This is a genomic window from Rhizobium sp. TRM96647 (assembly GCF_025780115.1).
GTDB lineage: Bacteria > Pseudomonadota > Alphaproteobacteria > Rhizobiales > Rhizobiaceae > Mycoplana.
This window is the reverse complement of the sequence record NZ_JAOXHF010000035.1, coordinates 1-6380: the sequence shown is the minus strand read 5'-3', so window position 1 is coordinate 6380 and position 6380 is coordinate 1. Positions and strand designations below refer to the sequence as shown.

Below are 6380 nucleotides of genomic sequence, written 5' to 3'. Positions count from 1 at the left end.
CTTTGACAAACCGACCCTACCGGAAAAACACTGATGGCCACCGCTAACCTGCTACACCACTCCCTGGGACATCATCCCGTCTGTCGGTCTTCCTATATCCATCCGGCAATTTTCGAGGACTTCCGTCGAGGCAAGCTTGGTGAGATTTTAAAGTTCCGGGGCAGCAAGAGCGCGCGATTACGACGGTGGATGGACGAAGATGAAATTTGTGTCCTGCATTGGCTGACGAAGAGATGTTCATCACGCTGAACATTTCCCTGCGAAAGCATATTTGCGCGAATGTGTTGAGGCGGGCGAGCGTGATCCCGGCCTCGAGGCAGCTTCAAGCCGTCGGTCCCGCACCCGATCGCAATCGTTCTCGTCAAGAAGGCCACCGTCATCGGTTACTATCGCGGGCTGGATGAAGCTGGATTGAAACCCGGCCGGGATGTCGCGGTTATCGGCAACCGCAGCCCGCAGGCCGAATTTCTGTCACCCAGTCTCACCGGCTTCAGCCTGTCTCTTCGCGATCTCGGCATCTCGCTTGCCGAATTCCTGCTCGAACCAATGCCGCCTTACGCCGCACAGTATGCCGCCCGTCCGTGCGCAGTTCCTCCGCCACGTCCCCATGGCTGTTCCGCTTCAACCCGTCGATAAGCAGCCAGTTGATGTTCGCCCAAGCGGGGCCGTGAAGCACCGAGTAGTCCGACTTGACCACGGCGTAGACTTTGAAGTCGGGGTACGTTTCCCGCCATTGCACCGATCAGAATGAAGCAGATCAGCCGATTGCAACGATCGAATATTCCGGCGTTCCGTTCCAATACAGATCCCAAGATGCACCTGGGCGAACGTTCTGGATGGCCTGAGGCTCGAAGCAAACCAAGCAGTTGCCGCCGGGTGCAGGGGCTCGGACCGCGGGATAAATTAGGCCGCGCGAGCCCTCACGTCGCAAGTGCTGTGCAAGGATTTGCCCCTCCGGATAGCCGATTGCCGGATCAGGGTGGAGCGCCGAATGGCCGGTCTGATCGGTGATGTCATGGAACTCACCGATAAAGTCCGCCAGCAATTCGACGTATCGGGCGCTGTCGTGGAAGGAGCCCGTATAGCCAAGCTCCCTTGTGCGGTGCCAGGCAACTTCGCTGACCGAGACCATGGTATCCCACGCACAATACCAGGCACCGCGTTCTTCGGAGTTGAAACGGTTGCCGCCTACCCGCGTATAAGTGAACGCGGCATTGACATGCGTGTCGCCGTAAATGCGAAGGTCCCGACGTCGCCGGTGCCAGGCGAGCTCGCGCGGATCAAGGTGCGGGCTTCGACCGCGCTCGGCCAGAAGGCGCGCGCTCGTGAGCCCCTCGATCTCAGCCAGGATTTCCAGCTCGTCATCCGTATCCACAAGACCACGGAGGGCTGGCGGTTTGTGATAAGTAGCAGGCAAAAGTCGAACCAGACCGCGATCAGAAATTGCCGTCCGTCTCATGCACCGCCACGCAAGGCATCGAGATAGGTCCGAACCGCCAGGATCTGCGGCAGCCCCCCTTCGATCGCGGTGTCCACTGGTCGGCGACCGCCAAACAGTGGCCCAGAGTTGGGTCGCGTGAACCAAGTTCGCGAAAGTGACTCGGAGAAATAGAGATCGAGCGACTTATAGATACCAATCACGGCGCTCAACCGCAGAAGCTGGTCCTTCGTCAGCTCTCCTGCGAAGTCGGGCTTCCTGGCACGCTTCCAGGTGCTCTCCGACATGTCGGCCAGGCTGGCAGCTTCTTTCAAGCTCAGTCGCCAGGCTTCGGAAACACGCGCGTAGGACTTCAACGCGATGGCATTGACTTGGGCGGGTTCACGGATCTTATCTACTACTTGCATATTTGGCCTCCGCTGACTCCAATATAGTCCATATGATCTCTATGTAAAGCTCATATGAGCATATTGCCGGCCTATTCTCACCGCGAAAGTCTGACGTTGAGTTCTGCGATATGATTTTCTTTTTTTGATTTTTCTTCTTTTTTTGGAGAAGCTAACCCAAGTGCATCATGCCCGTCTTGCAGGGTAGGGGATCAATCGCCTTCCTGCAAATGCGCGTGGAACACTTCGGCCGGCGTCTTGTAGCCGAGGCACCTTCGCGGCTGGTCATTCAGGTGGCGGGCGAGTTGGGTGAGGTCGCGTTGCGACACGACGGCCAGGTCGGTATCACTTGGCATGAAGCGGCGAATGCGCTTATTGGCGTTTTCCACGGCACCCTTTTGCCAGGGCGCGCTGGGATCACAGAACCAGCTGTGCGCGCCGATGCCATCTTCCAAAGCCCTGAAACCGGCAAACTCCGTGCCGCGGTCAAAGGTGAAGCTCTGACGTGCGAGGGATGGCAAGGGCGAGAATGCTTTGATGATCTTGTCCATGATCGGTCGCGAGTGCCGGCTGGGGTTCTTGATCATCACGGTATAGCGGCTCTTGCGCTCAACGAGGGAGGTGACATTGGCATGGCCGAGCGCACGCTCGAAGATCAACAGATCGCCTTCCCAGTGTCCAAACACCGATCGATCGCCAATAAAATCAGGGCGTTGCGATATCCTGTGGCTGGCTGGAAACACGCTGTTGCGCGGCTTCCGCGAGCCACGCGGACGGCGTTTTCGGCGTGCCTCGGGCAGGTAGCGAAAAAGGCCAAGCCCGTAGTCTTCCTTGCCGTAGATGAAGCGGTAGATCGTCTCCTTGCAGATCCGGACCAGGCTGATCCCATCGGCCAGAAGACGGCCAGCGATCTGCTCCGGCGACCAGTAGGCCTCCAGCTTCTCGATGACCATACGACGCAGATGGGGATGGCGCCGCAGCTTTCTCAAGCGCCGTCGCCGTTCCTTGGAGATGTCATCGGCAACCGTCGAGAAATAGCCGCTGTACTCGGGAAATTCGTGATCATGGAACGTATTTCGCCTGATCTCGCGATAGATGGTCGAACGATGACGCCCGAGCTGGCGGGCCATCTCGTTGATCGGAACCTTGCGTGCGACGAGATGGTGAAGCCGCCGTCGATCGGCCAGGGTCAGTTGTGAATAGCAGCGCGACATGCCAAAATCTCCAAAGTGAAGCCTTTGAAATCATTGGCATGTCGCACTTGGAAATAGAATGTACCCGGCTACACATGATGTCAAAGCTGGATAGAGGTGCGACGTCGCCGGCCGGATAGAGATGCGGCACTGGCTCTGACGATCAGCCCCCGATCCGACCGGCTGGTCCGGGTTGCGAGGGTGGAGCGGGGGCGGGTGAGACACCCTTCGGCTTTAGCTTTCTCAGTAGCAATTGTTCCGTCGCCGGTTGATACTCCTTACACCGCATGGTGCGGATAGGGATCAGAGCCGCGCGATGCTTCCGGAAATCAAGCTGCAGGGTGACGTTGATGTCGCCGCGCTGTCACCTCTGCTTCGCGGCATGCTTCTGTCCGTTGCCTTTGCTGACGGTGAAGGTGGCATAGGATTGACGGCGACCGGCGCCATGAACCGCAAATTCGTGCATTGGGCCGCTGTGAACTTCCTCTGGCCCGACTTCACGGCCGAAGACCTCTACAGCATGAACAAAGTGCTGAACGAACGCGACATACCGCCGCTTTGGGTCGTGCGGGACATGACCCGCCATCTCAAGCTTCTTCGCCGGAAAAAGGATGTGCTGCTGCCAACCAGACGTGGCCGCGAGTTTCTGGTGAACCCGCAAGCCTTCTTCGATCTCGTCGCCACGGATTATCTCTATTCCTATGTCCACTCCACCGAGCGCAAAGAAGAGGTCCAAGCTCGGTTGCGTTGGTGGCGCATGTTCCTCAATCTTCTCAATATCAAGGCGAGAGAGGGCTGCACGCCCTTGGACGTTGTAAAGATCCTCTACCCAGACATGGCACCTCTGTCCGACACCGAAATGACCCTGGAAGCCTGGGAGCTGAAATCCGATCTAAAATACGGCGTCTTACGACGCTTATGCTGGCTCGGTTTGCTCTATGAGGCAAGAGAAGGGCTAACACTCTTCCAGGACGGATCCTTCCACAAGACGCCGCTTTGGTCCGCCTGCCTGCAGCTGGAATCAGATACGCAAAGCGACATCGGCGTGCACTGACGATCTTTATTCTGCCGCTGGCCGCCTCATCAATAACGCTTTCTCCCGCCGTGCAATCACCTCCAGATCGTTCATGTAATCTGTCCGCGGCTTGCGGCCACGCTTCTGATACCCGTTCGCCGTGCTGCCGTCGCGAATGCCGAACATATGATCCGTCTGCCCGGTGCGGCGAGGGCCGCTCTTGCTCCGTTGCTGTTCCCGTCCAGCCTGCATCTCGGCGACGATCGACAGCATGTCGTCCAGACGCTTGTTCTCGACGACTTCCGGCCGATGGACCGACCGCAGCTTGTCGAATGTTTTATAGGGCAGGGCAAAGCTCTCGTGCATGATCTCGAGACGCCCGTCCGGATAGTCGCAAACGACGACCTTCTTACCCGCCAGGGACCTGGAAAGATCTGTCGGAGCAAGGATGAACAGCACCTTGTCATAGCGCAGCGTCAAAGCCTGCGACAGCGTGCGAACTTCCTTGCGGCACATGGCGCCATCGAGGTTCTCGTGATCGGCCAACGGCCGGTGCATGTCCTTCGGATTGCGCGGCTGTTTGCCAAAACGCGCGTTGAAATCCGCAATGAATTCCGGCGCATAGGCGTTGGCTTCCTCGATCGTCTCGATGCCGCGAAGCCGCATCTCCTTGACCAGCCGATCCTGCAATGTCTGGTTCGCACGTTCCACACGGCCTTTGGCCTGCGGGGTATTGGCACAGATGATGTCGATGTTCAGCTCATAAAGCGCCCGACCGAATTGTGTCAGGCCGCTCGTCCGGTCCTTCTCCGACGCATGCGTCGAACGAAAGACGCCGTGCTTGTCGCTGTAGAAGGCCAGCGGTTTGCCCCATTGCTGCAGATAGGCCTTGGTCGCGTGCAGATAGTCGAATGTGTTCTCCGAGCCGGCAAACCGTAGATGCAGCAGCTTGCCGGTCGCGTCGTCGATATAGACGAGCAGGGCGCATTTGGGCCCACGGTCCTCGAACCACCAATGATGCGAGCCATCGATCTGCACCAGTTCGCCAAAGCAATCACGTCGGCCGCGTGGCTGGAAAACCCGCTTCTTGCGTTCGCGACGCGAGACCCAGATGCCGGCCTCGGTCATCCATTGCCGCAGCGTCTCCTTGGCCACCGAGATCCTGTGCAACTCGATCAGCTTCTCGCGCGCCAGCGTCGGACCGAAATCCAGATAGCGTTCGCGAATCAGATCCAGCGCCGCATTGCGAAACTCCTCGCTGTGGCGCCGATTGCTCGGTTGAGATCGCTTCTTCGAAACAAGCCCGGCCGGACCATCCCGATCATAGGCCTGCAGCAGCCGATGGACCTGACTTCGACTGAGGTCGAGCCGTTCGGCCGCCTGGACGACGCTCAGGCGTTCGTCACGGATCTTCTGGATGAGTTCGAGGCGATGCAACTCTTTCTGCGACATGGTGATCATAAAGGACATGACGACTCCAACCGCTCATGGTCTCGACCAGGCTGAAGATCGTCATCCTTGCTCCCAACGTTGGCTTTGACCAGTGCGTCGAGAGGCGAGACTGTCGCATCTCTAACTGGCCCAACTGTCGCATTACTAAATAGCCGCGACACATGAATATCGCATAAGGCGATTTATGGAACTGTCCCTTGACCCAATGAGAGCGGCAATCAACACATATCGCTCCTTATTGATCTCCTCCGCCGTCCGGAACACGCGCGACGGCGGCTTTGCCACCCATGCTGTCGCGGACGCCGAATTCGCCTTTGACCTCGATCCCGACGCCGATCCGATTGCACAGGCGCCCCTTCTCTGCGCCGGGCCAGCGTCGCGGCACTCCAGACAAACGCGCGTAGCGAGCGGCCTGCCACGACAAGACCAACCCGATCGCCAGCCCACCGGCGGCGATTGCGACCAGGATCATGCTCGAATGTCGTTGCCAGAGGCCTTTGTCCGCTTGCGGCACGTTTCCCGCTCCTATCGGCAGAATGCGAAGAGAGTAAGCCCAACGACGGGCGCACTCGCCTTGCGCAAGATCAATTCCGGGAGCGGCGATTTCTCTACAATGAAACAAGCGACCACCGCGACTTGGCCGGCTGGTTCAGTCCTGGTGGCTCTGCAAATGGATACGCTCATAGCCAGATTGGGCGGCGTAGCCGCCGAGCATAGGAATCAGTCAATCGTCATCCGCCGAAGCACATTTGTCCTCCAATAGAACTGATGCGCCAGCGCGCCGAGGACATGAAGGCCGACAACAGCCCACAGAGCGGCCGTCCATAAACGCATGGACGAGCTCGTGTCGCGCGTCGGCCACCTGGAGACGGGCATGTCCGAAATGAAAGAGGATG

At 58.4% G+C, this 6380-nt stretch carries 6 protein-coding genes and 2 pseudogenes; 4 read left to right on the top strand and 4 right to left on the bottom strand.

The genetic code is table 11. From position 1 onward, the window contains the following. Positions 1 to 342: 342 nt before the first annotated feature. Positions 343 to 570: pseudogene (locus OCK02_RS26015) on the top strand (substrate-binding domain-containing protein); the annotation flags it as partial. A 187-nt stretch (positions 571 to 757) separates the two neighbouring features. Here OCK02_RS26015 and OCK02_RS26010 read toward each other — a convergent pair. The 3 genes from OCK02_RS26010 to OCK02_RS26000 all read right to left on the bottom strand — a co-directional run bounded on the left by OCK02_RS26010 (position 758) and on the right by OCK02_RS26000 (position 3038). After that, entirely contained in the window at positions 758 to 1459 is a 702-nt protein-coding gene (locus OCK02_RS26010; RefSeq protein ID WP_263815547.1) for an RES family NAD+ phosphorylase, read from the bottom strand. Beyond that, the gene (locus OCK02_RS26005) at positions 1456 to 1845 is read right to left on the bottom strand and encodes an MbcA/ParS/Xre antitoxin family protein (RefSeq protein ID WP_263815546.1); all 390 of its coding nucleotides are present in this window, start codon (positions 1843 to 1845) and stop codon (positions 1456 to 1458) included. The genes OCK02_RS26010 and OCK02_RS26005 overlap by 4 nt, the downstream gene beginning before the upstream one ends. Positions 1846 to 2036: 191 nt before the next feature. Then, on the bottom strand, positions 2037 to 3038 hold the full coding sequence (locus tag OCK02_RS26000) for an IS30 family transposase (RefSeq protein WP_263815545.1): 1002 nt from the start codon (positions 3036 to 3038) through the stop codon (positions 2037 to 2039). Between the two features lie 295 nt (positions 3039 to 3333). Here OCK02_RS26000 and OCK02_RS25995 point away from each other — a divergent pair, with 295 nt between their 5' ends. Continuing rightward, positions 3334 to 4071 carry a hypothetical protein gene (locus tag OCK02_RS25995; protein ID WP_263815544.1) on the top strand — a complete coding sequence of 246 codons (738 nt, stop codon included), beginning with the start codon at positions 3334 to 3336 and terminating at the stop codon, positions 4069 to 4071. Between the two features lie 6 nt (positions 4072 to 4077). On the opposite strand, the gene OCK02_RS25990 is transcribed toward OCK02_RS25995, so the two are convergent. Beyond that, positions 4078 to 5502: an ISNCY family transposase gene (locus OCK02_RS25990; protein WP_263815543.1), complete on the bottom strand. Its 1425-nt coding sequence runs from the start codon at positions 5500 to 5502 to the stop codon at positions 4078 to 4080. A gap of 244 nt (positions 5503 to 5746) precedes the next feature. Between OCK02_RS25990 and OCK02_RS25985 the strand changes: the two are divergent. Both OCK02_RS25985 and OCK02_RS26325 read left to right on the top strand, forming a co-directional pair. Continuing rightward, positions 5747 to 5854 (top strand): annotated as a pseudogene (locus OCK02_RS25985) (alcohol dehydrogenase); the annotation flags it as partial. A gap of 462 nt (positions 5855 to 6316) precedes the next feature. Beyond that, positions 6317 to 6380 (top strand): hypothetical protein (locus tag OCK02_RS26325; RefSeq protein WP_412178929.1); only part of this gene is annotated, 64 nt, incomplete at its 3' end.

Bases quoted from the DNA above. Each gene is read 5' to 3' on its own strand.
- OCK02_RS26000 (WP_263815545.1), bottom strand. From the start codon at position 3,038: ATGTCGCGCTGCTATTCACAACTGACCCTGGCCGATCGACGGCGGCTT.
- OCK02_RS25995 (WP_263815544.1), top strand. From the start codon at position 3,334: ATGCTTCCGGAAATCAAGCTGCAGGGTGACGTTGATGTCGCCGCGCTG.
- OCK02_RS25990 (WP_263815543.1), bottom strand. From the start codon at position 5,502: ATGTCCTTTATGATCACCATGTCGCAGAAAGAGTTGCATCGCCTCGAA.
- OCK02_RS26005 (WP_263815546.1), bottom strand. From the start codon at position 1,845: ATGCAAGTAGTAGATAAGATCCGTGAACCCGCCCAAGTCAATGCCATC.
- OCK02_RS26010 (WP_263815547.1), bottom strand. From the start codon at position 1,459: ATGAGACGGACGGCAATTTCTGATCGCGGTCTGGTTCGACTTTTGCCT.